This is a genomic window from Roseovarius sp. A-2, from assembly GCF_002072155.1.
GTDB lineage: Bacteria > Pseudomonadota > Alphaproteobacteria > Rhodobacterales > Rhodobacteraceae > Roseovarius.
This window is the reverse complement of sequence record NZ_BDIY01000020.1, coordinates 53756-75833: the sequence shown is the minus strand read 5'-3', so window position 1 is coordinate 75833 and position 22078 is coordinate 53756. Positions and strand designations below refer to the sequence as shown.

Here is a 22078-nt window from a genome sequence, read left to right as displayed (position 1 = left end):
TGACCGCTGGCCCTTATGGAGATGCGCGAACCCGGGTCCAAATCAGATTTTCGGGCTCAAGGCCGCGAAGGGTTGCACTGGTTTTCCCGAGTTCGATCTCGTCGATCCGCTTTCCTTATTCGATATCTTCGCCCACACATGCCTGCCGATATACTAGACCTACCTTACACGGCAGCTCTAGGAATTCGATATTCTTGGCCGTTAACCAACATTGCCCACAGTCTTCGCGCCATGCGATTGGCGAGTGCTACCGCTAAGACCATCCGGGGGCGCGCCTCAAGCATACGTGCGAGCCACGGTTCAACATAACGCTTTCGTCGTTCGATCGCATTGATGACGGACATCGCCCCGATGATCAGCAATCGCCTGACGTCTTTCTGGCCCATCTTTGTTACGCGTCCCAGCCGCTCCTTGCCACCGGTCGAATGCTGGCTAGGAACGAGACCCAGCCATGCCGCAAAGTCACGACCGCTCTGGAAATTCCTTGCCGGTGCGCAAAACGCCTGAACCGCCATCGCAGGCATCAGACCAACGCCCGGCATTGTCTGCATCAGTCGCGCATCCCTCGAAGACGTTGACCGCAGCCTGATCTCGGTATCCAGAGCCCCGACCTGTTCGCTGATTGATGCAATCTGCACCCACTAACGCTGTACGAGGGAACTGGCCAGGCCAGGCAGCGCGACGGCTTTTTCTTCCACTTCGCGTCGGAACGTTTCCGGGTTTCGAATCCTGAGCCGGAGCACGATCCCAAACTCCGCAAGATGCGCACGAAGCGCATTGATGGTCTGAGCTCTCTGACGAACGAACATCTCAGGTGTCCGGAATAGCATCGCCTGGGATTGCTGGTCTGGCGTCTTCACCGGCACGTACCGCATCGATGGTCGCAATGCCGCTTCAGATATGGCCTCGGCATCAACAGCGTCGCCCTTGTGCCGTTTGACGAACGGCTTCACATACGCGGCAGGAACCAGCCTCACTTCATGCCCTGCGGCTTGAGCTTCTCGTCCCCAATGATGGGCTGAAGCACAGGCTTCCATCGCAATGATGTAGTGGGGCGTGTCGACAAGGAATTTGGTGAACTGAGCTCGATGTCGACGGCGGAGCAAAAACCTGCCACATGGCGGCGCGCGTTGCTGTTTTCTATGGTGTCCGATCGGCGTTTCGGGCCCGGCTTTGTGCGAGCCTGTTGCTCTCGCCATTCATCTCAAGGATGTTGACGTGGTGGGTCAGGCGGTCAAGGAGAGCGCCAGTCAGTCGCTCGGTTCCGAAGGTTTCGGTCCACTCGTCGAACGGCAGGTTGCTGATGATGAGCGTGGCGGCCCTCTCGTAGCGCTACGAGATCATCTCGAAGAGCAGCTCGGCGCCGGTTTTTGACAGAGGCACAAAGCCCAACTCGTCGATGATTCGCAATTTGACCGAGGCCAGCTGTTTCTGAAGCCGGAGGAGGCGGCGCTCGTCGCGGGCCTCCATCAACTCGTTGACCAATGCCGCGGCCGTCGTGAAACTGACCGACATGCCTTTCTGACAGGCGGCCAATCCCAGCCCCAGAGCAACATGTGTCTTGCCCGTGCCACTCGGCCCGAGCGCAATGACGTTCTCGCGCCGGTCGATCCATTCGCAGCGGGACAGTTCCAGAACCTGCATCTTGTTCAGCTTGGGGATCGCCTTGAAGTCGAAGCTGTCCAGGCTCTTGGCCGTCGGGAACTTCGCAGCCTTGATCCTCCGCTCGATCATCCGCCGTTCGCGGTCGATCAGTTCCATTTCGACCAGACGCGCCAGGTACTGGTGGACATTATCCAGGCCCTCGGTGGCGCATTGGCGTGCAACCTTCTCGCACTCCCGCAGGAATGTCGGCAACTTCAACGTCTTCAGATGGTGTGCAAGCAAGATTTTAGGGGCCTCGGTCATGCTGCATCTCCTGACAGCAGCGACATGTAACTTGCGGTGGATGTGGTCCCGACTTCGGCGCGCGGCAGGTAGGGGTACACATCGAGGTAGAGCTTTGGCGGCCTCTTCTCGACCTAGCAAAGCACGAGATGCTTTACGGCGTCGAAGCCTACGGCACCGAGGCACAAAGCCTGTCTGATGGCCGCGTGCAGGTCGTCGATGTCGAAGGTCTCCAGCAGGCGCAGAACCTGGACATACTCCCGGCGTCCAACCTTGATCATCCGCGCCTCCATCAGACGGCGCAGGGTCGCGAACTCCGGCGGCAAGTCCCACTCTGCCAAGGGCGCCGCCTGATCCAAGGCATTGATCTTGCGCTCGATGAGCGGAAGGTAATGCACCGGATCGAAGACCATGTCCTCGCGGTCGTAGCAGCGTGGATGTCATGCGATGATCTCGCCGCCGCAGCCGATCACGACGGCATCGACATAGCCGCGGATCCACACCTCGCGATGGCCATAGGCCACGGGCACGGAGTAATCGTTGGTCTTGTAGCGCACCAGGGCTTGGGAACTGACCCGCCCGGTGGCCTGGTCGCAGGCGTCGAACGGCGCGGCGGGTAGCTCGGTCATCGCCGCCAGATCCCGTGCGAGGCGCTCGCCGATCGTCTCTGACTTCCCCCGCCGGACATCTGCCTGACGTCTGCGACACTGCTCCTCCAAGTAGGTGTTGAACGCCTCCCAGGTCGTGAACCGCGGGACCGGCACCATTAAGTTGCGGCGGGAATAGCCGACCAGCCCTTCCACGTTGCCCTTGTCATTGCCCTTGCCGGGGCGACCGTAGTGGTCGCGGAACAGGTAATGCGACAGGAACCCGCTGAACAGTGTCGCCCGCTGGCGCGTTCCATCCGGCAGGATTTTTGCGACCAGGCAGCGGTCGTTGTCGTACAGGACCGACGCGGGCACTTTGCCGAAGAAAGCAAAAGCGTGGATGTGTCCATCCACCCAGGCTTCTGCGGTCGCGGCCGGATAGGCGCGCACGAAGCAGGCGTCGCTGTGTGGCAACTCCATGAAGAAGAAATGCGCCTTCTGCTCCACGCCGTCGATGATGACCACCGCCTCGCTGAAGTCGGCCTGGGCATGACCGGGCGGATGCGCCAACGGCACAAACATCTCGCGGACACGCCGCTCGCGCTCGCGAATGTGGTCCTTCATGATCGTGTAGCCGCCGGTGAACCCATGCTCGTCGCGGAGCCGCTCGAACACTCGCTTCGCCGTATGGCGTTGCTTGCGATGGACCTCGCGGTCCCCCGCCAGCCAAGTGTCGATGATCTCGGTGTAGCCGTTCAGCTTCGGACGCTTCACAGGCGCTGTGCGCCGGTATCCCGGCGGCGTCGAGAACGCCATCATCTTGCTGACACTGTCGCGCGAAATGTTGAAATACCGCGCAGCCTCTCGCTGGCTCATGCCCTCCGCACAGGCCAGCCGAACCTTCCGAGCCAAGTCCACGGTGAAAATCCTCCCAGCCTCCCTCAAACAGAAAGGCTTCAAGGTGGACGACTTTTACGCCGCCCGCAGCAGGATCATCCCACCGCTACCGTGGCCGACTTTCTCACCGCCGTTCTCACCAGCCCAAGGCACCAAGAGACAGGGCCAGCGTCTCGGTCGGATCGTCCGACGGTCCGCGCAACGCCGTGCATCGGTGCGCCGAGGCGCTAGCGATCTCGGCAAGCTCCTCAAGTCCAAAATCAGGTAGCATTCGGTCCACCAGATCGGAAATGTCGGGGAAATCCGTGTCCTGCGGATCGGTGGCGATCGGCGCACCCCAGAAACCGCCAATGACCTCGGCGCGAGGCAGGCTCGGCATCTCACGCACAACGCGCCCCTCGCGCGACGCCCAAAGAACACGGTCGGGGTGTGGCAGCATCAGCGGATCGCTGGCGCCTTCCGTTGTAATGCAGGCGTCGATCAATTTCGCCTCGTCACCCCCGGCGGCGCGCGCCAACGCGAGCAAAGCTGCAGTCGATGCCCCGGCGCCTCCGCCAAGCGGCATGTTGGCATGCAACCGGTAGTGCGCTTCTTGTCCATAGATCCGATCCAGAAAGGCCCTTGCTCTCTCGAAAGTCAGCAACTCCGGTGTTTGCGCAAAAGCCAATGGACCATCGCCGCATCGTTTGGCTTCAACATGCAGGGCGGCACAAGGGATTGTCACCAAGACGATCGGGCCATCGGGGCCGAGCCGCCCCTGCATCCATTCGCCGAAATGGCCGGTGACCCGTATGGTCATAAAGACAGACATTGGTTCGTGGCGATTATCGAAAATCCGTCGTCTAGGCAGCGCAGCCGTGTCAGAGAGAGCGGTGCGACCTCGAATTTCAGACCGAGCGCCGGGTGTTCAAGCGCCAATCTAAGCCCGGCGCGCGCCGTCCCGGCATGTGCGACAATTAATGTCGGTCCAACCGCGCGCACGTGCTTCGCAATCTCACGCAATGCGGGTTCAACCCGTCCGACCATATCCAAGAAACTCTCCCCACCGTGCGAGGCATGCCGCGCAAGTGCGTCAAACGACAAAGGCCCAAGGTCGGGAAGTTTCTCGAATGCGCGCCTCTCGTCTTCGCCGAAATCCTGCTCCCACAGTCGGTCATCCTGAGCGTACCCACGACCCGGAAACAAAGCCTCCGCGGTTTCGCGACACCGGCGCGCCGGACTAGACACGACCTCGCAATCTGTCAGCAAGCCCCGCAGTGGCCCCAACACGTCATCGCCGGGCAAGCAGGCTGCGACATCGGTGCGCCCGCACAGGCGTCCCCCATGATCGGCAGGTGCGTGTCTCAGGATAACCAGCTCGTTTGGTGCGATGGGGGTCAAAGGGCTCTTCCCTATTTTTGTCGTTTCTGATTTGTCACGTGGTCATGGGAAAGTCGATACTCGTCACCGGCGGCGTACGCTCCGGAAAAAGCACCTTTGGCAGAGCGCATGACGCTCGAGATCGGGACACCTGCGATCTACATCGCAACAGAGCCCGCCTAATCAAGACACCAGATTTACTCTGGAAACTGGCTCGGATGATGTGACCGCCCCCCGAAGCCATCGATGTGCCACGGTTGGTCTGTGACGATCCACAGAGGAGAGCGGTCATGTCGAAGAATACCACGGTCGGGCTCGAGCTGGCGAAGAATGTCTTTCATGTGCGCGGGGCCGACTCCTCAGGGCGGGCGATGCTGCGCAGGAAGTTGCGACGAGATCAGGTGCTGGAGTTTTGTTGGCATTTGGGGCGTTGCGTCGTGGCGATGGAAGCGTGCGGCTCATCCCGCGGGCCAACGTGAAGCCATTTGTCAAGCAACAGAAGAACGACGCGGTGGATGCCCAGGTGATCTGTGAAGCGGCCCTAAGCCCGTCGATGCGTTTTGTGCTCGTGAAGAGTGAAGTGGTCCAAGGGTCCGCGATGGTCTTCAGCGTGCGCGCGAGCTGCTGATCCGGCAAAGGACGCAGGCTATCAATGCCCTGCGCGGCCATCTGACCGAGGTTGAACCGCGCAAGGTTTGCCGGAGGCTGGTTACGGTTAGTTACCCGGCGATGTCTTCAGTTTCCAGCGCCGCGAAGAAGATTGCTTCCGCCTCGGCTGGCGGGATATTCTCGATAGGCTCGAGGAGGTGGCGGTTGTTGAACTAGTCGACCTGACCTGCTCCCTCCCGGGAGACTGCGTTTATTGGTTAACTCTGTTCACAATTATTACACAAAGCCAGAGAAAGGGAAGCCCGGGTGCCGGGCTTGAAAGGAAAGAGAGAGTCTCTTCCGGGTCCGGCGTGACAAGGATCCTGACCATGGCCAAGACCACGACCCGCCCGAAACCCACCACCTCAAAGAAGACCGAAGCGACCGGAACGGCAACGCCTGACGGCGCTGCCGACATCCGAATGATCCCGCTCGACCAGTTGGAGCCGAGCCCGCTCAACGTCCGCAAAGTCGCGGCAAGGGCCAGCGATGATGCAGAACTCCTCGCCAGCATCCGCGAGACGGGCATCAAACAGAACCTGGTGGTTCATGGGTTGTCAGAGACACGTTTTGCTGTCGATGCTGGCGGACGCCGCCTCAAAGCGCTGAAACAGCTCGCAGAGGACGGCGTGATCCCCGCGGACCACCCGGTGCCTTGCCTCGTTGAAGACGAGCGCAACGCTGTCCTCACCTCCGCCACGGAAAATCTCCAGCGCGCGGCGATGCACCCGGCCGACCAGTTCGAAGCCTTTGAGGCGATGATCGGCGAGGGGCGCAGTGAAGACGAGATCGCCCTGAAGTTCGGCGTCTCGGTCGACCTGGTGCGCCGTCGCCTCAAACTCGCCCGCGTCGCCCCCGAAATCATCGAGCAGTTTCGTGCCGGTGATCTGACCCTCGAATGCGTGATGGCCTTCACGCTGACCGACGACCATGACCGCCAGCTTGCGGTCTGGAACGCGGTAAAGGGCGGCTATCACATCCACCCGCAGAGCATCAAACGTCAGCTGACCGAGACCGCGCATTCGGCGAACTCTGCGCTTGGACGCTTCGTCGGCATCGAGGCCTATGAGGCAGCGGGCGGCGTTCTGCTGCGCGACCTCTTCGACGATAATGCCAGCGCCCATATGGAAAACCCCGAGCTCCTCGAGCGCCTCGCCATCGAGAAGCTGCAAACCGCCGCCAAACCCTTCGAGGCGGCCTGGAAATGGGTCGAGGTGCATCTCTCGGTGGATTACGGCGCGTTTCGCAGTTTCGGGCGGGTCTATCCACAGGATATCGACCCCGATCCGGACTTGCTGGCCGAAGAGGAACGTCTCATCGCTCGGGAAGAAGAACTGGAGGCGCAGAATGACGGTGAGGATTGGACCGACGCCGAAGCCGAGGAATACTACGCCATCGAGCCGCGCCTGCGTGAGATCGAGGCCCTTCAGCGCGAACGGCAACCTTACGCAGACGAAGATCGCGCTATCGCCGGTGTTGTTCTGACCATCGGTCATGACGGGGCGCTTCGGGTCGAGAAAGGCCTCGTGCGACCGGAGGATATTCCGGCCGCGCCCGAGCCCGACGATACCACCAAAAATGCGGCTGACGCCCCATCCCCTGCCCGTCCGCAAGTGACGCCGCCGACCTCCTCCACGCCGGTGCCGAGCTCCGACCCGGCCGCGACGTTGCGCAAGGCGGACGGGATTTCAGCAAGCCTGGCGGAAGATCTACGCGCCACCCGCCAGCATATCCTGCGGGCGCATCTGGCAGCGGATTTCGAGGTGGCGTTCGACGCGATGCTCTACGCGCTCTGCGAGCAGGCTCTGGGGCGGTCCTACAACAACGAGGCGCTCGACATTTCGATCCGGCCCTTCCAGGCGCAGAACCGCGAGGTTCTGCATGTGGACACCGTCGCCCAGAAGATGCTCGAGGCGCTGGAGCAGGACCTCGCCACCGACTGGATGAAGCTGGAGAAACCCGAGGACTTCCGGGCCATGTCGGCGCTGCCCATTGCCGACAAGCAGGCGCTTTTCGCCTGGGCGACGGGCCTCGCGGTCAAGCCGCAGCTTTCGTCCGACAATCGCCCCTCTCCGATCATCGAAGAGATTGGCGCGCGGCTTGATGTCGATGTGGCGGCCTGCTGGCGCCCGACCGCGCAGAACTACTGGGGTCGGGTCAATAAGGGCCATGCCGTGGCCACGGCGCGCAAGTTGATCGGCGACGACTACGCCGAAGATCGAAATCGCGAGCGCAAGGGCGATATCGCGGCCGCGTTGGAACGGGCTTTCGCGGAAACGGCCAGCGAGACAGAAGGGTTCGACGCCGCGACGGTTGTCAGGACGACGCGCTGGCTGCCCGACGGGATGGTGTTTTCCGGTGCGACGGAGGCCGACGCCAAATTGATTGGCGATACGCCCGAGGCGGAGGAAGGCGACGTGCCCGCCGCAGACGCTCTGGCCGAGGCGGAGAGTGATGTACCATCGTCCTTGCCCGCCTTCCTCAGCGGGGATGCGGCCTGACGAAGCAGAGTCTCGCCTGAACACCACATGAGCCTAGGGCCGTCCTCACATCGAGGGCGGCCCTTTCCGACTGACGGGTTGCCTACAGCCGATATCGGATCGGCTGGCCCGTCCCGGAGACATCCCATGACCACCACCCTTGACCTCGATCCCGTCCAGGAAGCCGCACTCATCGCTGCCCAGAATGACACGTTTCGACGTTCCATCCTCGGCACTATTCCGGTCGCCGATGCCCCGAAGGGCCAGTTCGTGATGACACGTGGCGTCGCGGCGCTTGGGATCGATGCGCAACTGGAATTGACCCGCCGTGTTGCAGCCTTCGACGGGTTCAATGCCGACAGCGACCCGCAGGGATGGCACGAGACGGGGGTCATCGAATTCAATGGCACGACGGTTTGGTTCAAGATCGACCTGTATGACGTCGACTACACGTACGGCTCGCCGGAACCTTCCGACCCGAAACAGACGCGTCGCGTGCTGACCCTGCTTCTCCCTTCGGAATACTGACGCCCTCCACCCCCAATCGCCGCCCCGGACCGTCCTTGCACAAAGGGCGGTCCTTTCGGGCTGGCGGGTTCGATGGGCGCGATGATCGCGCCTTGCCCCCTACAGGAGACCTCAGATGGCCAAGACACTCGACTACCAGATCACCCTCTACCCGGCGCATCGCGATGGCGCCTTCGTTGTTACTCAGTTCCAGATGATGGCGAGTTACCCCGAAAAGCGCATCCAGGCCGCAGGCATGGATGACCTGATCGACAAGGTGACGCAGTTCGCAATGGAGCATGGTGAGGGTTGCAGCGCTTCAGTGCGTTGCCTCGCTCCGCGCAAACCCCCTGGGTTCAAGCGCGCGACCGAGAACCTCTATTTCAACCTGGTTGATCGGACGGCTGAAAACCGCGGCGACGCTGCGGCTTGAAGCCCCCCAAAGGAAACTCCGGGGCGGCCTCGCGTAACGGTCGCCCTCCCCTCTTCCAATTCCAAAGGACAAAAGACATGACACACGCGACTGATTTCTACGCGCAGATGCTCGAAACCCAGAGACGTGCTGCCGAGCAGCGGGTCGAGACCCGTGCGGCGCTTCTCTCCGAGCTGCGCGCCCTCGGCGTGAGGAGCATCGAGGTGCAATACGAAGGCTACGGCGATTCCGGCAATGTCGAGGATGTCGTCGTGACCCCAGACACGATCACCCTGACCGAGGAGTTGCGGTGCCGGGTCGAATATTTCGGATGGGATTTTGCCTATGCGCTGAGCCCCGGTTTCGAGAACAACGAAGGTGGCTATGGCGAACTGACCTGGTCGCTCGAGGCGGACAAGATCGATGTCAGCCACTCGAACCGCTACATCGAGACCGACACTACCGAACACGAGGGGCTCTGAAATGGCCCATCCCCTCCACCACGCCGAAAGCTCAGCCCGAAAATTTGGCGGTGTTCCAGATGACTACCAACATGTGCATGACTGGTTTGACTCATCGAAAGAGCACCTAGCCCTCTTCGTCCACAGAGCCTATCGCCACCATACCGCAGGTATCTATGATGCCCAACGGATATTTGGACACAGCCTGACCAACAGCGCGGGCCGGGTCGTCCCGATCCGCTGGATCGGTGAGCAGCATGTGCGCGAAGACTGCCAGGGGCGTATCCCGTCGCTGGCGGACTGGCTCGGACGCATTCAGCCAGAGCCGTGGATGGCCAATGGCCGGATCGACAACGATCCGACGCAGATCGGCAGCGATCCGCGCGCGGTCTGGGTCGCGGCGGTGGCCAATCACCAGACCATACTCGGCTTCGAGGATTGGCTGCTGAAGGTCTCGGTCGAGCACATCCAGCATCGCCAGAACCGCGCCGCCGCCTGAACCGCCGGTCGGCAAGCCTACCAACCATCTGACCACGTCCAGATCGACCCGCTCGAGCCGCAAAAGGCTCGGTGGGTCGATTGCGTTTCAAGAAAGGAAATCGACATGCACGAACCCGTTTACGAGGAGGCCTATCAGGGCCACAAGATCAAGATCTACCACGACCCCGATTCTGAGAGCCCACGGGAGTGGCCCAACCTCGGCACGCTGATTTGCTGGCACCACCGCTATCGGCTGGGTGACAGCCATCCGTTCGACAGCCCCGAGGCGTTCTTGCGCAATCTTTCCGATGTTTCGGATCAGAGTGATCTCTCGATGGGCCAGCTGCGCGAGCGCGCTGAGCGCAAGGTGGTCATTCTGCCCGTGTTTCTCTACGATCATTCCGGTCTCGCGATGAACACCATCGGGTTCCACTGTCCGTGGGATTCCGGCCAGGTCGGCTTCGTCTACGTGACGCTCGAGGCGGTTCGGAAAGAATTCGGCGTAAGACGCGTCACCAAGTCGCTGCGCGAAAAGGCTGAAGACATCCTGCGCGGCGAAATTGTCAGCTACGACGCCTATCTCGGCGGGCGGGTCTATGGCTATGTCATCGAGTGGGACGGCGAGGAGGTCGACGCCTGCTGGGGGTTTGTCGGCGACTATGAGCTGGACTGTCTGTTCGAGGCGCGCCGGGCGGTGCCAGCACCGTTGCCGAGTCAAACACGCGAGTCCGCTGCCGCTCAAGCGCGGGCTCACCCTTAGCAACCGGCACAGGTGGCATACACTCCCTTTCTTGCGGCAATCCCAATCGGTCTCGCATTGCTGCAATGCAGAAATATCATGGCCTGCCTATTGTGCGACTGCAGCATAGCCACTATCTTGAAGTTGTGATCGGTTCTCTCCTCCTCCCTGAACCGATCTGGAATAATCGGCGGCATCCACCTCCTCCCGGATGCCGCCTTTTTCTTTTTCAGAGATCTTCCTGAAGGTTGTCCACGGTTTGTCGGTCGCCGTTCGGTCAATGAGGTGCCCACTAGTTGGATGCCGAGGTCGCACCTTGCCCAAAACTTGGGCGCACCGATAAAGCTTCAAGCTGACAAGGACTTCCGCGACAGCGCCCACAGCTCCATCCCCAGATTCTGGGGATAACTTTCCGAGACTAAGGCGGAGATCAGCAATGCCATGAAAGAGCGAGAGACAGGGCGGGAGGGGTGACCCCTCCCGGGTGAGAGAGTGCGCGCGCGGGTCTCGGGGCCAACCCTCAACCCCGGAGATTGCCGATGAACGCTCACCCCCATTCCGTCCAACTTGCAAGCAAGCCGGAAACCCCTGCCCTGCCGGATGCCTCGCGCTTCGCCCACAACCTGATCCAGGCTGCGAGAACCCTTGTGCCGCAGTTCGAAGCCGGCCGCCCCATCGATAGCACCACTCTTCGTGCCGCGATGGAGGAAGCCTTCGGTGCCAGCGACGCCAGCGGCGCCTGGGTCTGGAAGGACGCCTATGAGGCTGCCGAGTTGGCTCAGATCCTCATGCTTTCGCGCTACGGGGCGCTGATGCAGCGCCAGGCGGCCTCGCCGCAGGCTTTCCTCACCATGATCGAACGCCTCGCCGGTCTGGCCCCGTCGCATACGCGGCGTTCCGAGGACAGCGTCCGTCTGCAACAATTCTCAACTCCTCTGCCGCTCGCCGCCATTGTCGCGCAGGCTGCGAGGTTTCGGGCCGAAGATCTGGTGCTCGAACCTTCGGCAGGCACCGGCATGCTGGCCATCTTCGCTCGAATTGCGGGTGCGCGTGTGGCGCTGAATGAACTCGCCGAAACGCGACGCGCCCTGCTGGAAAACCTGTTCCCAGGAGCCGTTGTATCAGGTCACGACGCCTCTTCGATCGACGATCGCCTCAACCGGTCCATCACGCCCACTGTCATCGTGATGAACCCACCGTTTTCTGCTGCCAACCATGTCGAGGGTAAGTTCCGGCAGGCCACCAGTCAGCACATTCTGTCCGCCTTGGCGCGCCTCGTGCCGGGCGGACGTCTTATTGTCATCACTAGCGAGAGCTTCCGACCCTCGACGAAATCCTTCCAGTCGACGTTTCAGCGGATCGGCCAGAGCGCCGACGTGGTGTTTTCCGCCGCCATCGACGGCAAGGTCTTCGCGCGACATGGCACCACGATCGACACGCGGCTCACGGTAATCGACAAGCGTGTGGCTGGTGCTGAAGAGACCGCACCGGTCGAGAACGAGGCTGCCTATCATCCGCTCTGCGCGACCACGGGCGATCTCCTCGCGTCAGTTCTGACCCATTGCCCGGAGCGCCGCAGCTCTCCGCCCTGCCCCACCCCGTCGGCCCTGTCGGTCCCGTCTCAGCCGACCCGCACCAACCTCCACGCCCTGCGCAATGCCGCCCGCAATGAAACCCGTGCGCTCGCCGAAGAACGCGCAAGGCATCCGTTTGACGACATCGAGACGGCACCGCTCGACTACCTGCCGAAAGCCTGGAGCGAACCAGAGGGCACGCTGCAGGACGCCGTCTACGAGGCCTATGATCTTCAGGCGATCCGGATCGATGGTGCGGCGGAACATCCGACAGCGCTTGTCCAATCCGCGGCCATGGCCTCGGTTCCGCCGCCCGTGCCAAGCTATCGCCCGCTGCTGCCAAAGAGCTTCGTCGCGGACGGCCACCTGTCAGCACCGCAACTCGAAAGCGTCATCTACGCGGGCAATGCGCATGAGACGCATCTGAAAGGCTGGTTCAAGCGCGGCGAGATCGAAGGCCCGCTGATGGCTGCAACTGAGGGTGACGAAGCCGCGTTTCGTCTGCGCAAGGGTTGGTTCCTTGGTGATGGCACGGGCTGCGGCAAGGGGCGGCAGGTCGCGGGCATCATCCTCGACAACTGGCTGCAGGGCCGCCGCCGCGCGGTCTGGGTTTCAAAGAGTGACAAGCTCATCGAAGATGCGCGGCGCGACTGGATGGCGCTCGGGGGTCGTGAGAGCGATATCGTGCCACTCTCGAAGTTCCGTCAGGGCGGCGACATCAGGCTTCCCGAAGGCATCCTTTTCGTCACCTATGCCACGCTGCGCTCGGCCGAACGCGAGGGCAAAGCCTCCCGCCTCGACCAGGTGGCGTCCTGGCTCGGCGAAGGGTTCGATGGGGTAATTGCTTTTGATGAAAGCCACGCCATGGCGAATGCCGCCGGCGAAAAGTCCGACCGCGGGGACAAAAAGGCCTCGCAGCAGGGCCTCGCTGGCCTCGCGCTGCAGAACGCGGTTCCCGATGCGCGCGTCCTCTATGTATCGGCCACCGGGGCGACGGTCGTCGGCAATCTCGCCTATGCTTCCCGCCTCGGGCTCTGGGGTACGGGGGATTTCCCCTTCGTGACAAGGGCGGAATTCGTTGCCGCGATGGAAGCCGGGGGTATTGCCGCCATGGAGATGATCTCGCGCGACCTGAAGGCGCTCGGGCTCTATCTGGCGCGGTCGCTCTCCTATGCCGGGGTCGAATACGAGATGCTGGTGCATGATCTGACGCCCGCCCAGGTCGCGATCTACGATAGCTACGCGGATGCCTATCAGATCATCCACAACAACCTTGAGGCCGCGCTTCAGGCCTCGGGTATTTCCTCCGAGACCGGCACGTTGAATGCCCAGGCGAAATCCGCCGCGCGTTCGGCCTTCGAGAGCAACAAGCAGCGTTTTTTCAACCATCTCATCACCGCCATGAAATGCCCCTCGCTCATTCGCGCCATTGAGGCAGATCTGGCGGCGGGTCATTCGGCGGTGATCCAGGTGGTCTCGACCAGCGAGGCGGTGATGGAACGACGACTCGAAGAGATCCCGCCCTCGGAATGGGACGACCTGCAGGTCGATTTTACGCCGCGCGAGAACATCATGGATTACCTGATGCACAGCTTCCCGACGCAGCTCTTCGATCCCTATACGGACGAGAATGGCGATCTGCGCTCGCGCCCCGCCCTCGATGGCGAGGGCAATCCGATCATCTGCCGAGAGGCGGAGCGGCGGCGGGATGATCTTGTCGAGCATTTGGGGGCCCTCGCTCCAGTGCAGGGCGCGCTCGACCAGATCCTCTGGCATTTCGGCGGGGACGCTGTGGCCGAGGTCACCGGACGCAAGCGGCGCATCGTGAAGACGCGTGAGGGGCGGCTCAAGGTCGAGAACCGCCCCGCCTCCTCCAACCTCGGAGAAACCCAAGCCTTCGTGGATGATGCCAAGCGGATCCTGATCTTCTCTGATGCGGGTGGCACCGGGCGCAGTTACCACGCCGATCTTGGGGCGAAGAACCAGCGCCTCCGGGTGCATTACCTGCTGGAGCCCGGCTGGAAGGCCGACAATGCGATCCAGGGGCTCGGGCGCACCAATCGCACAAACCAGGCGCAACCACCGCTCTTTCGACCCGTTGCGACCAACGTGAAAGGCGAGAAGCGCTTTCTCTCCACCATCGCACGCCGTCTCGACACGCTTGGTGCCATCACCAAGGGACAGCGCGAGACCGGCGGCCAGAACATGTTTCGCACCGAGGACAACCTCGAGAGCCCCTACGCACGCGCGGCGCTGCGGCAGTTCTTCTACAAGCTGCGCGCGGGTAAGATCGAAGCCTGCTCCTGCGCCAAATTCCAGGAGATGACCGGACTGACGCTCGATGAGGCGGATGGCACGATGAAGGAGAACCTGCCGCCGATCCAGCAGTTCCTGAACCGCTGTCTGGCGCTCCGGATTGACATGCAGGACGCAATTTTTGATGCCTTCGGCGGGTTTCTCTCGGCCATCATCGAAGATGCGCGCCAAGCGGGCACGCTGGACGTCGGACTAGAGACCCTGCGCGCCGAGAAGTTCGAGATCGTCGATCGCAAGGTCATCTTCGAACATGAGGCGACAGGAGCGACGGCCACCGCCCTGACCGTTAAGCGCACGGATCGCAACGACCCGCTGACCTTGCCCCGCGTCAAAGCGATCTGCGCGGATACAAATGGCGCGACACTGTGCTGGAACACCTTCTCCAAACGCGCGGCGCTGATGGTGAATGCGCCGGCCTTCATGGACGAGGACGGTGTACCGATCCTGCGGGTAAAACTGCTGCGGCCCATGGCGACCGAAATCCTCGCGCTTTCCGAGTTCTCGAAATCACACTGGGAAGAGGTCGATGATAGGATGTTCGACCAGCTCTGGCAGGCCGAGGCCGAGGCGGTGCCGGAGTTCACCACCTCCAAGATCACGCTGGTCTGCGGCCTCCTCCTGCCGATCTGGGACCGGCTGCCCGCCGATAACATGCGCATCTACCGCCTGCAGACAGAGGATGGGGAGCGCGCCATCGGCCGCCTGGTCAGTCAGGAGCAGCTCCTAAACGCCTACGCGCAGCTTGGGCTCGATTGTCAGATCGAGATGACACCTCAGGAAGTGTTCAGCGCAGTGATGGACGCCAAGACGACCCTCAGTCTGCTCGGGGGTTACCAGCTGCGCCGGTCGCTGGTCATGGGACAGCCGAGGCTCGAGCTCATCGGTGCGTCGGGCGCGGCCCTGCCGGGTTTGAAGGTTCTGGGCTGCTTCACCGAGGTGATCCAGTGGAAGACGCGGGTGTTCATCCCGGTAGACGGCACTGAGGTTCTGTCACGGGTCCTTGCCGAGCATCCGGTTGGCGCCAGCGCCGCGGATGTCGCTGCATGAGCGCGCGGCGCAGTATCGCAGACCTCTCGGCCGATCTTGCGGACCGCGCCGAGAGTTTCTGCCGCCACTATTTCCCCCAGGGGCGCAAGCAGGGCAATTATTGGCAGGTTGGCGATACCTCTGGCGCAAAAGGCCAGAGCCTTGCCATCCGGCTCGAGGCTCAGGGTGGGCGCAAGGCCGGGTCCTGGCAGGATTTCGCGACCGGTGAGTATGGCGACTTGATCGACCTGCTGCATGAACGGCTTGGATCGGTCACGCTCAAAGAGACGCTGAGGGAGGCCCGGTCTTTCCTCGGCATTGCCCCCTGCCCTACCATGCCTCGTGAACCCCGAAGCGTTGAGCGTCCGGATGCAGCCTCCAGCAAACGCATCGGGCGGGCACGCAAACTCTTCGCCGCAGGCAAGCCGGTTCTTGGCACATTGGGCGCCACCTATCTGCAAGGTCGCGGGATCACACGTCTTGGCCCGGCCTTGCGCTATCACCCGCGGGTCTTCCTGTGGCAGGGTGAGGACGATCCCGATCCGCCGCAAAGGGCCCCTGCCCTGCTCGCGAAGATCACCGATAATCGGGGCCAGATCACCGGATGCGCGCGCACCTATCTCGACCCGTCCACCGGCGGGTTGGCCCAGATCGAGAGCCCAAAACGGATCCTCGGGCAGCTTCATGGCCATGCCATCCGCTTCTGGTCCGGCACCTCTCGCACCGATCTCATCGTCGGCGAAGGTCTCGAGAATACCCTCTCGGTCGGGACGGCTCTCCCGGAGTTCGATCTCGCCTCCTGTCTCACTGCCACCCATCTCGGCCTCTTCATTCCGCCGCCGGGGATCAAGCGTATCTGGATCGCGCGGGACAATGACGAAGCCGGACGAAACGCATCAATGAAATTGCGTAACCAACTGGAATCGCGTGAAAATTGCTGTGGTGAACTCGTGTCGAACATGGGTGATTTCAACGACGATCTGCGGGCTTTTGGCAGAGATGCGCTGCGCCGGTCCCTGCTCAAGGCCATGAAAACACAAGGTCTGGAGATCGAGGGCGGGTGACCGCCAACCTCCTCGGGGATGTCCGACAGGGCAAAGGTTCCGCGGGTTTGATCTGATCCCTTTTGGAAAAGGGGAGCGATGGACCAGCGGGTCGGGGCTGAGTGCCCCTCGCCCGGGCAGCAATGCGCCCCGAACCAGAAAATTCCCCTGCCCCTTCGGGCCATTCCTCGCGGGACCAATTTTCCGGCCCGCGGCGCATTCTCCGCTGCGCTCCGATCCTCACGGATGCGGCCCGGTCGCCGCCGGTCCTGGTATCGCCCCATCCAAATCGGGTCAGATCAAACAGAGGAACCAGACAATGCCCCATCAGACAGACATCCAAGAAGAGACCGGCGTAACCTCCGCAATCCTCGACCACCTGGCACTTCACGGCGCAACTCCCGGGCCCGGCGAGACCGATCATCGCCCCCTGCCCCAGCCCGACGAGGTCGAGCTCGCCATGGCGACGCTCTTTGACACCACCATCGGCCTCCTCACCGGTAGCCAGTTGGAAGACAATCTCGAAGAGATGCTCTGGTCTCTGACCTCGATCTTCCATCGCCGGCTCACCCATATCCAGAAACTTCTCGACGACAATGAATTCGAGGTCCGGGAAAGTCTGGCCATCCAGGACGGCTCCGAGGTCGCCTCGGTCGAACTCGAGCGCCTCCAGATGATCGGGCTCAAGCTCTGGGACCATCGCGACGCTTTCGAGCAGATGCGCGATCTGGCCGTGGACCATTTCTCGGCCGCCACAGGTTCACCCTGGCTGCCCCGCACCGGATCCAAGGTCTCGCATCGCGGCCTGACTTCCGCCGTGGTGGACAGCCGGGCCTATCTCTCGGCTAAGCGCCGCAAGGAGACCGCAGTGCATTGCCCCGAAGGCACGCGGATCGCCTTCTCGGGCGGAGACTATCAGGCCTATGATCTGATCTGGTCCATCCTCGACGCCACGCACGCGAAATACCCCGACATGGTGCTGCTGCACGGCGGCACGCCCAAAGGCGCCGAGATGATCGCGGCCCGCTGGGCATATACTCGGGGCGTCACCCAGGTGGTCTTCAAACCTGACTGGAAGAGCCACGGCAAGGCCGCCCCCTTCAAGCGCAACGACAAGATGCTCGAAACCATGCCGCAAGGTCTGATCGCCACTCCCGGATCGGGTATCACCGAGAACATCGTCGACAAGGCCCGTAAGCTGGGGATCCGCATCAAGAGGATCGGGGCTTAGGCCCCGGTTCACGCACCGCGCAACAGGTCCTGCACGACAGAAGGCTTCTTTGCGATCAGTGCCAACAGAACCTGGGCCGGACCCGTGGGGTGCCGGCGCCCGTGTTCCCAGTTCAGAAGCGTGCCTTTCGCGACGCCGATGCTCTTGGCAAATTCCGCCTGGGACAGGCCCGTCCGTTGCCGGACTTCGGCGACATCGACTTCGGCGACGGAAACTTCATGGACCTTCGCGCCGGCCAAGTCGCCATCTGCGAAGGCCAGCGCCTCTTCCAGCCCCTTGGTGATGGATTCGAATGCACTCATGTTGCGTCTCCATATTTCGCGACAAGCGCCTTGCTCATCTCTACCGCCGCGGCCTGCTCAGACTTCGACAGGTTGGCTTTCTCATTCTTGGCGAAGACCGTGATCAGAAAGATCGGCATATGGGTCCCGCCAAAGACATACACCGTCCTGAAGCCGCCGCTCTTTCCGCCTCCCTCTCTCGGGATGCGGACCTTCCGCAGTCCACCGCCAAGAGAGACGCCCGCTTCCGGATTGGCGGCAATGAAGTCGATCGCGGCCTCTCGCTCCTGGTCCGACATGATTGCCTTGGCGCGCCTCTGGAATTCGGGCAGTTCGACCACTGTTTGCAATCGTGTCATCTCTTGTCCCATATAGGATTCGGCGGCGTATGTGTCAATGACGTATAGCATGAGCACTGGAAGGGCAAGTCGGCGACGCTTGCCGGAGCTAGAGAGCATGTCCAGTCCGTTGGTAGCGGCGGCCCTTGGTCAAATGTCCTGTCACATTTTCTGACCAAACCAACCAGCCGGAACGTCATTTCGGGGGATTGGATGGTTGCAGTGTTTCTTGGCAACCCGGCTTTTCGTTCCACGCTCTGTTCGCCTCGAGCACTCATCCGCATCGTGGGCGCTTCAGCGAAGACAGTCGGCGCAGTAGTGAACCTGGGGGATGCGATTTGACATCTGCGCTCTGTCTTGCCTCCGGTGAGTTAGAAGGGAGCCAAGGCCCTCGCGGCATCTCCCTCGGCTGTTCACCCACCTTCCTTCGAGGCCACCGCACTTCTCCCTGTGTCTGAGTTGCATGACATGCTGGTCGCAGCTGTCGTCCCGTCCACAAAGGTTGTCGCCGATCTTTTTCCCCTGCCCCTGCGGGCCATTCCTCGCGGATCAAAAAGACCGGCGCCTGCCCCTCTCCGCTGCGCTTCGCCTTCGGTGTGGCCGGGCCTTGGCCAGCTGCAAGGTGACCATCATTGCAACGCAAACTAGGAGAAGAGCAATGACCACGAACTGCATCAAATTCACCAGCGCCGACATCGAAACCGCCAAGGGCGTCGGCTCCATCTCGACCCTGACCTTCGACCTCGACATCACGGTCGAACCCGTCGCGAGCGCGAACCCGATGGCCCCCACGCACCGCGTCCTCGGCCGCTCCCCGCGCGGCAAGCTGGTCGAGTGCGGCGGCATCTGGAAGAAGCAGAACAAGGAGACCGGCGCCGACTACTACACGCTGACCATCCGCGACCACGGTTTCAACGCCAACCTCGGCAAGGCCGCGAACCAGGACGATCTGTCCCTGCAGGCCATCATCCCCTGGGGACCGAAGGACGCCGCGTGACGCATAGAATCGGCTGGGGCAACCCAGCCGATTCCCGCTGTTTCCCTTCGCGCTGAGACGCATTCCCCGCATCTCGGAGTCAGTGGTTGGTGCGCTTGGTGGAGGCAAGTTATCACTGCATTGGCGCAAGGTGACGATGACGCACGCCGGTTCGGAGGAGACGGGTTCGTGGTTCAACTAGCGTTCTGAGGCTTCGAGCATCTTTCATTTTGACAGCCGTGCAGCGTGATAAAATAAAATAATAACAGATAGTTATGGCGTAACTGGCGTGAGGTTGAAGTTGACTGCACATCTGAGCTAGTGACAGTTTCCCCTAGATATTGGGTAGCTACATTCTTCGATCACTACACTTTGTCGAGACATCTAGGCACGCTGGTGGATTGGGTAAGATCTAGCCGCCGGGTGAAAATCGTTGTTAAGACTCGTTTTTCCGTGTAGATGACACTTTAACGAGCGAAATCGCTGAAAAAGCGATATTTAGAGGACAGGCGGATGCGAGAACGGTCTTTTGCGGCTGATACGAAGGATCAACCCTTCGACGAGGTCATCCTTCAGCAAGGAGAGTTGATTTCCGACCGCCTCAATATGTTGCGGCAGGAACAGTATCCTCCGGACGCCCAAAAAGGTCTACGTCAGTTTTCATTGGCCGAAGTTGCCTACTATCTCGGCGTAACACAGTCGACCATTAAGAAGCTTCATCTCGAAGGCAAAGGTCCTGAACCTGAAACATCGTCGTCCGGGAGGCGCAGCTACTCGGCCGAGCAGATGCTGGAACTGAGAGCTTATCTCGACAAGCATGGTCGTCCCGGAAAGCGCCGTTATGTCCCCTATCGGCAGCCTGGCGAAGAACTGCACGTTGTGTCTGTCGTGAACTTCAAAGGTGGTTCCGGAAAGACCACTACCGCCGCCCACCTCGCGCAGCACTTGGCGTTGAAAGGGCATCGAGTTCTTGCGATCGACTTGGACCCTCAAGCCTCGCTCACAGCTTTGCACGGCATTCAGCCAGAACTCGACGACGTGCCTTCGCTCTACGAGACACTTCGGTATGATGACGAGCGCAAACCGATCTCCGAGGTGATCCGGCCAACAAACTTCCCCAACCTAGATATCGTTCCGGCAAGTCTTGAGCTTCAAGAGTACGAATACGATACCCCGGTTGCTTTGACGAGCAGCGATTCCCATGAGGGCCGTGCCTTCTTCACTCGTATATCGAAGGCGCTTAACGAGGTTGATGACCGCTATGACGTGGTCGTAATCGATTGTCCTCCTCAGCTGGGCTACCTCACGCTCACTGCTCTGACGGCTTCATCTTCGGTAATTGTGACAGTCCATCCTCAGATGCTGGACGTCATGTCGATGAGCCAGTTTCTCCTGATGCTGGGCGGGATCATGAAGACGATCCGTGATGCTGGAGCGAACATGCGCCTGAAGTGGTTCCGTTACCTCGTAACGCGATTTGAACCAACGGACGGTCCCCAAAAGCAGATGGTTGGGTTCCTCCAGGCGATGTTCCCAAATCAGATGCTGTCGAATCCTATGTTGAAATCTACGGCGATCTCCGACGCTGGGATTACCAAGCAGACGCTATACGAAGTTGAACGGTCTCAGTTCGTGCGGACTACTTACGACCGCGCCGTGACGTCTTTGAATGATGTGAACGACGAAATCGCTGAACTGATCCACAAGGCTTGGGGGCGAGAATGACTGTGGTTTTGACAGCCGTGCAGAACGCTAGTTTTGACAGCCGTGCAACTGTCGAAATGCGGGCTGCGCGCCGGTTGGATTCTGACGAAAGGGAGATGGCTTGATGGCTCGCAAAGACCTCCTGAAGAGCGTTATGGCCGGTTCGACGGAACAGCCGAAGGATTCCGGTCGCTCTGGATACGCAATGCGCGGTGCTTCGAAATCGATGAAGGTTTCGATCGATAGCCTTGCGGAGAACTCGAAGCGTCTCCTTGAAGGAGAAACCATTGTCGAGATCGATCCGCAACTGATCGATGTGTCATTCGTTTCGGATCGGCTTAGTGATGACGATGTTGCTTTCGACGAACTGAAAGCATCGATCGCAGCGGGTCGTCAGGACACGCCAGTATTGCTTAGACCGCATCCGGAAGCGGATGGCCGCTATATGATCGTCTTTGGGCATCGCCGTGTGCGAGTTGCATCGGCGCTCAGCCGTAAGGTTCGCGCAGTTGTAAAGCCAATGGACAATGTGGCTCATATTCTTGCTCAAGGGCAGGAAAACACTGCGCGCGCAGATCTCTCTTTTATTGAGAAGGCCCTATTTGCGAAGAGCCTCTTGGATATGGGGCAAGCAAAGGACGTGATCCAGTCCGCCCTTACCATCGATGGGACGTTGCTTTCACGGATGCTGTCAGTGGCGCAGAACGTCCCCCGACACGTCATCGAACAGATTGGGCCGGCCAAGCAGATAGGGCGTGATCGCTGGGAAGATTTCAAGAAGTTGGCTTCGGAAACATCGAATGACAAGATCCTAAAGGAAGCTTTGGAGTTCGACGGGTTTCAGGACCTCGACAGTGATGCTCGCTTTGAGTTCCTGCACAGCAAGCTGGCAGAAGCGGGCAGGGCGCCGAAGCGCCGAAAAACGCGTGCCACGCCCAAAAAACGAACCTGGACTGCCGGCAAAGGCCGCATCAAGGGCGTCATCGGTCGTTCCGGTAAGGCATTCAGCATTTCGCTTACGGCACAAGATTCAACCGAGTTCGGGGACTTTCTCTCGGGGCGGCTTGATCAGCTGTACAGCGAATTCCTCGCGACGAAAGAGGAGCAGTCAGAACAATGATCTAGGCAAAAG

General features: G+C 61.0%; 18 protein-coding genes and 3 pseudogenes. 13 read left to right on the top strand and 8 right to left on the bottom strand.

Annotated features, from left to right (window positions below):
* Positions 1-164 precede the first annotated feature (164 nt).
* The 6 genes and pseudogenes from BHD06_RS17865 to BHD06_RS17840 all read right to left on the bottom strand — a co-directional run bounded on the left by BHD06_RS17865 (position 165) and on the right by BHD06_RS17840 (position 4751).
* Positions 165-551, bottom strand: coding sequence for a transposase (locus BHD06_RS17865; protein ID WP_080458333.1), 387 nt, complete (start codon positions 549-551; stop codon positions 165-167).
* A 90-nt stretch (positions 552-641) separates the two neighbouring features.
* The gene (locus tag BHD06_RS17860) at positions 642-1199 is read right to left on the bottom strand and encodes a transposase (protein ID WP_080458332.1); all 558 of its coding nucleotides are present in this window, start codon (positions 1197-1199) and stop codon (positions 642-644) included.
* Positions 1141-1908 (bottom strand): annotated as a pseudogene (istB, locus tag BHD06_RS17855) (IS21-like element helper ATPase IstB). Before istB ends, BHD06_RS17860 begins: the two are co-directional and overlap by 59 nt.
* Positions 1905-3350: pseudogene (gene istA / locus BHD06_RS17850) on the bottom strand (IS21 family transposase). The pseudogenes istB and istA overlap by 4 nt, the downstream one beginning before the upstream one ends.
* A 157-nt stretch (positions 3351-3507) precedes the next feature.
* On the bottom strand, positions 3508-4134 hold the full coding sequence (locus BHD06_RS23825) for a propanediol utilization protein (RefSeq protein WP_176214395.1): 627 nt from the start codon (positions 4132-4134) through the stop codon (positions 3508-3510).
* 32 nt (positions 4135-4166) lie between these two features.
* A complete protein-coding gene (locus BHD06_RS17840; protein WP_080458331.1) occupies positions 4167-4751 on the bottom strand; it encodes a histidine phosphatase family protein in 585 nt (194 codons plus the stop codon).
* A 269-nt stretch (positions 4752-5020) separates the two neighbouring features.
* Between BHD06_RS17840 and BHD06_RS17835 the strand changes: the two are divergent.
* The 10 genes and pseudogenes from BHD06_RS17835 to BHD06_RS17785 all read left to right on the top strand — a co-directional run.
* Positions 5021-5408, top strand: a pseudogene (locus tag BHD06_RS17835) (transposase); the annotation flags it as partial.
* A 299-nt stretch (positions 5409-5707) separates the two neighbouring features.
* Positions 5708-7879, top strand: a complete 2172-nt coding sequence (locus BHD06_RS17830; protein WP_080458330.1) for a ParB/RepB/Spo0J family partition protein — start codon at positions 5708-5710, stop codon at positions 7877-7879.
* A gap of 126 nt (positions 7880-8005) precedes the next feature.
* Positions 8006-8386, top strand: a complete 381-nt coding sequence (locus BHD06_RS17825) for a DUF3768 domain-containing protein (protein ID WP_080458329.1) — start codon at positions 8006-8008, stop codon at positions 8384-8386.
* 115 nt (positions 8387-8501) lie between these two features.
* Positions 8502-8798 carry a hypothetical protein gene (locus tag BHD06_RS17820; protein WP_080458328.1) on the top strand — a complete coding sequence of 99 codons (297 nt, stop codon included), beginning with the start codon at positions 8502-8504 and terminating at the stop codon, positions 8796-8798.
* 77 nt (positions 8799-8875) lie between these two features.
* Positions 8876-9259 carry a DUF6878 family protein gene (locus BHD06_RS17815; protein ID WP_080458327.1) on the top strand — a complete coding sequence of 128 codons (384 nt, stop codon included), beginning with the start codon at positions 8876-8878 and terminating at the stop codon, positions 9257-9259.
* Position 9260: 1 nt separating this feature from the next.
* Positions 9261-9737 carry a DUF6915 family protein gene (locus BHD06_RS17810; protein WP_080458326.1) on the top strand — a complete coding sequence of 159 codons (477 nt, stop codon included), beginning with the start codon at positions 9261-9263 and terminating at the stop codon, positions 9735-9737.
* Positions 9738-9842: 105 nt separating this feature from the next.
* A complete protein-coding gene (locus BHD06_RS17805; RefSeq protein WP_080458325.1) occupies positions 9843-10478 on the top strand; it encodes a hypothetical protein in 636 nt (211 codons plus the stop codon).
* Positions 10479-10996: 518 nt separating this feature from the next.
* The gene (locus BHD06_RS17795; protein WP_080458323.1) at positions 10997-15394 is read left to right on the top strand and encodes a strawberry notch-like NTP hydrolase domain-containing protein; all 4398 of its coding nucleotides are present in this window, start codon (positions 10997-10999) and stop codon (positions 15392-15394) included.
* Positions 15391-16437 carry a toprim domain-containing protein gene (locus BHD06_RS17790; protein ID WP_080458322.1) on the top strand — a complete coding sequence of 349 codons (1047 nt, stop codon included), beginning with the start codon at positions 15391-15393 and terminating at the stop codon, positions 16435-16437. Before BHD06_RS17795 ends, BHD06_RS17790 begins: the two co-directional genes overlap by 4 nt.
* Positions 16438-16735: 298 nt before the next feature.
* Entirely contained in the window at positions 16736-17647 is a 912-nt protein-coding gene (locus BHD06_RS17785; RefSeq protein WP_080458321.1) for a DUF2493 domain-containing protein, read from the top strand.
* Between the two features lie 8 nt (positions 17648-17655).
* Here BHD06_RS17785 and BHD06_RS17780 read toward each other — a convergent pair whose 3' ends face one another.
* Entirely contained in the window at positions 17656-17949 is a 294-nt protein-coding gene (locus tag BHD06_RS17780) for a DNA-binding transcriptional regulator (protein WP_080458320.1), read from the bottom strand.
* Positions 17946-18287: a type II toxin-antitoxin system RelE/ParE family toxin gene (locus BHD06_RS17775; RefSeq protein ID WP_067263192.1), complete on the bottom strand. Its 342-nt coding sequence runs from the start codon at positions 18285-18287 to the stop codon at positions 17946-17948. The genes BHD06_RS17780 and BHD06_RS17775 overlap by 4 nt, the downstream gene beginning before the upstream one ends.
* 637 nt (positions 18288-18924) lie before the next feature.
* Here BHD06_RS17775 and BHD06_RS17765 point away from each other — a divergent pair.
* From BHD06_RS17765 to repB, 3 genes are all read left to right on the top strand, one after another.
* On the top strand, positions 18925-19263 hold the full coding sequence (locus BHD06_RS17765) for a DUF736 family protein (protein ID WP_027238685.1): 339 nt from the start codon (positions 18925-18927) through the stop codon (positions 19261-19263).
* Positions 19264-19755: 492 nt separating this feature from the next.
* The gene (gene repA / locus BHD06_RS17760; RefSeq protein WP_080458319.1) at positions 19756-20967 is read left to right on the top strand and encodes a plasmid partitioning protein RepA; all 1212 of its coding nucleotides are present in this window, start codon (positions 19756-19758) and stop codon (positions 20965-20967) included.
* 103 nt (positions 20968-21070) lie between these two features.
* Positions 21071-22066 carry a plasmid partitioning protein RepB gene (gene repB / locus BHD06_RS17755; protein ID WP_080458318.1) on the top strand — a complete coding sequence of 332 codons (996 nt, stop codon included), beginning with the start codon at positions 21071-21073 and terminating at the stop codon, positions 22064-22066.
* Positions 22067-22078 lie beyond the last annotated feature (12 nt).